The 3145-nt window shown below is 66.5% G+C and carries 4 protein-coding genes; 2 read left to right on the top strand and 2 right to left on the bottom strand.

The features are described from left to right. The coding region (locus AC36XV_RS12225) for a thiamine pyrophosphate-dependent enzyme (RefSeq protein WP_492203967.1) at window positions 1-264 on the bottom strand (264 nt) is incomplete at its 3' end. Between the two features lie 108 nt (window positions 265-372). After that, the gene (gene lipA / locus AC36XV_RS12230; protein ID WP_492203964.1) at window positions 373-1350 is read right to left on the bottom strand and encodes a lipoyl synthase; all 978 of its coding nucleotides are present in this window, start codon (window positions 1348-1350) and stop codon (window positions 373-375) included. 242 nt (window positions 1351-1592) lie between these two features. Between lipA and AC36XV_RS12235 the strand changes: the two genes are divergently transcribed. Then, window positions 1593-1838: a ferredoxin family protein gene (locus AC36XV_RS12235; RefSeq protein WP_492203965.1), complete on the top strand. Its 246-nt coding sequence runs from the start codon at window positions 1593-1595 to the stop codon at window positions 1836-1838. A 222-nt stretch (window positions 1839-2060) separates the two neighbouring features. Next, a partial coding sequence (locus tag AC36XV_RS12240) for a hypothetical protein (protein ID WP_492203966.1) occupies window positions 2061-3145 on the top strand: 1085 nt, incomplete at its 3' end.

The raw sequence follows: 3145 nt of genomic DNA on the forward strand, positions 1-3145 counted from the left end.
GGCGCCGCGCGAGGCGCCGCCGATCTTCCCGAACAGCTCCGCCATCACGGCGTCGGACCTCACGCCCCGCACCAGGGCCTGCGCGTGGTCCCGGTACGCGGTGAACACGTAGTCATCCTCGCGCAGAGCCGCGATGGCACCCGCGGCCACCGCCTCCTGCCCGATGTACAGGTGGCAGAAGCCCCCGATCTTGCCCGTCTGGTACGCCTCCGCCGTCTTCTCCTCGAAGCGACGCGAAAGCACCATCCAGCGCAGCATCTCCATCAGCTTCTCGCGGGGCAATCCGTGCAGATCGCCGCGCACGATCTCTTCTTCCGTCTTCGCCAAGGTCTTCGCTCCTCGCAGGTATCGGCAGCCGAACGCCGCACGGCGTCAGGCGATTCCGGCCCTCGCTCTCAGTTCTTCGACCTGCTCTCGTGCGTGATAGCTGCTCCGCACCAGCGGGCCGCTCTCCACGTGCAGGAACCCCATCCCCTCGCCCCGCTCCTTCCAGGCGGCGAACTCCTCCGGGGACACGTAGCGATCGATCGGGAGGTGCTTTTCCGACGGACGCAGATATTGACCGATCGTGAGGATCTGCACGCCGGCCTCGAGGGCGTCGTCCATGAACTCCCGCACGTCGTCCCCGTTCTCTCCGAGTCCCAGCATGATCCCGGTCTTGATGAGAACACCCGAATCCAGGCCGCGGGCCATCCGCAGCACGTCCAGAGAGCGGTCGTAACGGCCTCCCGGCCGTGCCGTGCGGTGCAGGCGCCGTGTCGTTTCCATGTTGTGATTGAAGATCTCCGGACGGGCCTCCATCACGCGCTCGATCGCCTCCGGCATTCCCCGGAAGTCCGGAGTCAGCACCTCGATCGAACAGGCAGGCAGACGGTCACGGATCTCCTCGATCACCCACGCGAAGATGCGTGCCCCACCGTCCGGAAGGTCATCCCGGTCCACCGACGTGATCACCACGTGCCGGAGTCGGAGCTGCTCGATCATCTCCGCCACGCGGCGCGGCTCATCTTCGTCGAGGTCGTCCGGGCGGCCGTGCGCGATGGCGCAGTAGGGGCAGTTCCGGGTGCACTGGTCGCCCATGATCAGGAACGTCGCCGTTCCCGAGTCCCAACACTCACCGATGTTGGGGCAGTGAGCCTCTTCGCACACCGAATTGAGGCCCAGCGTCCGCATCATCTGCTTCAGGTCCCGGTAGCGCTCCCCCCCGGGCGCACGCACGCGCAGCCAGCGGGGCTTCTTCTCGGGCCACTGTGCCGCGCTCGGCGCCGGGCCGCCGCACCCTCCCGCGGCCGCCGCCGGGCGGGCCGAGTCGTTGGACCGATCGAGCTGTATGACGTCGAGTCTTCGCATGATTCCGCTTCGAAAGTTCCCTGCACCCCGGGGGCGGCTTCCTCCCGGGAACGCCCCCATCGGAGCCGGCAGAAACTACCGGATCGGCCGGGGCAAGTCCACTTCCGAGAAGCTCGTCGGACGGCGTTGCCGCTGGAAGGTGGGACGATTATTCTGCTTGGCCGGAGCCGGAGACCATGATACGGGCGGACAGTCGGAAAGGGTCCGTCCCCGCTCGAGGGCCACGAACCTGCCGAGGAGCCATGACCTACATCATCGCTCAGCCCTGCATCGATACCAAGGACGCTTCCTGCGTTGACGTGTGTCCGGTGGACTGCATCTACGAGGGCGAGGACCAGTACTACATCCACCCCGAGGAATGCATCGACTGCGGAGCGTGCGTGCCGGAGTGTCCGGTCGAGGCCATCTTCCCGGACGATGAAGTGCCCGAGCAGTGGACGGAGTTCATCGAGAAGAACTACGTGCACTTCGACGTCCCCCTTTCCTGACGGCCGGGTCCATCCAGCGCGGGGTCCGCGAAGATCCTTCCGAGCCAGACGGGCGCCCGCACGAGCGGGCGCTTTCTTTTCGGGTGTATGCCTCGATCCGCCGTCGCAGTTGATCGGCAGGGGCCCGCCTTTCTATATTCGCGCCGCTCGAGTCGGGCCGTCCCTGCCGGCTCGTACCGGGGCATGAGACACAGACATAGAGACTGGACGGAGAAGCCTTCGATGATGAACCGCCGCACCCTCGGGATCGCGGTCGCCGGAATCCTGGCGCCCGCGGTTCTTTCCGCGCAGCACATCACCGTGGCGATGGTCGAGGAGATGGGCCTGAACGCCCCTCCTCTTCCCGCCGAAAGCGAGTACGTGGAGGTTCTTAACCACCCGGACGAGCGGGTGGCCGACTTCATGATCGGACCGCTCGACCTCCCGGCCGACATGATGCACCTGCGGCTCCCGATCCAGGTGGCCGAAATCCCGGTGGACGGCTGGCTTCATGGTTTCGAAGTCTCCATGGAGGACGCCCGGGGGAACGCCCTCCCGATGGACCTGCTTCATCACGTCAACTTCATCGACCCGGACAAGCGGGACGTGTTCGCTCCGATCGCCCGGCGAGTGCTCGCAGCCGGACGGGAGACGAGCCAGAAGAAGCTGCCGGCCCTGATCGGGTACCCGATCCAGGATGGCGACCGGCTGCTCATCTCGGCCATGTTCGCGAACCCGACGGGTACGGACTATCCGGAGGCGTTCCTACGCGTCCGCATCGCGTACAGTCTCGAGGAGGATGGATTCATACAGCCGCGGGATGTGTACCCGTTCTACCTGGACGTGATGGGACCGGTCGGTGCGAAGGACTTCCCCGTCCCCCCCGGCAAGACGGTCCACGCGTACGAGGCGAGGCCGGCCATCGAAGGGCGCATCCTCGGCATCGGGGGCCACCTGCACGACTACGCGTCCGTGCTGCGGCTCGAAGACGTGACGGAAGGCAAGGTCATCTGGGAAGCCGAGCCGCTGTACGACGAGAGCGGTCGCCTGACGGGCGTCTCCGAGAGCCGGCTGTGGATGACCGGGGGGATCAAGGTCAGCCCCGAGCACACCTACCGCATCTACGTGGAGTACGACAATCCGATGTCGCATCCGACGCCCGACGGCGGGATGGGCGAGATCGGGGGCGTCATCTGGGCCTCCAAGGACGTCGTGTGGCCCGAATTCAGCCGCGAGGACCCGGTCTACGTGGCGGACCTGATCAACACGCTCGAGGCCCCGGAGCGGGCCGGCGGGCACGGCGATCATGGAATGGGCGGACACGCCGA

The sequence above is a fragment of the Candidatus Benthicola sp. genome, assembly GCF_058719085.1.

Bases quoted from the DNA above. Each gene is read 5' to 3' on its own strand.
- lipA (WP_492203964.1), bottom strand. From the start codon at position 1,350: ATGCGAAGACTCGACGTCATACAGCTCGATCGGTCCAACGACTCGGCC.
- AC36XV_RS12235 (WP_492203965.1), top strand. From the start codon at position 1,593: ATGACCTACATCATCGCTCAGCCCTGCATCGATACCAAGGACGCTTCC.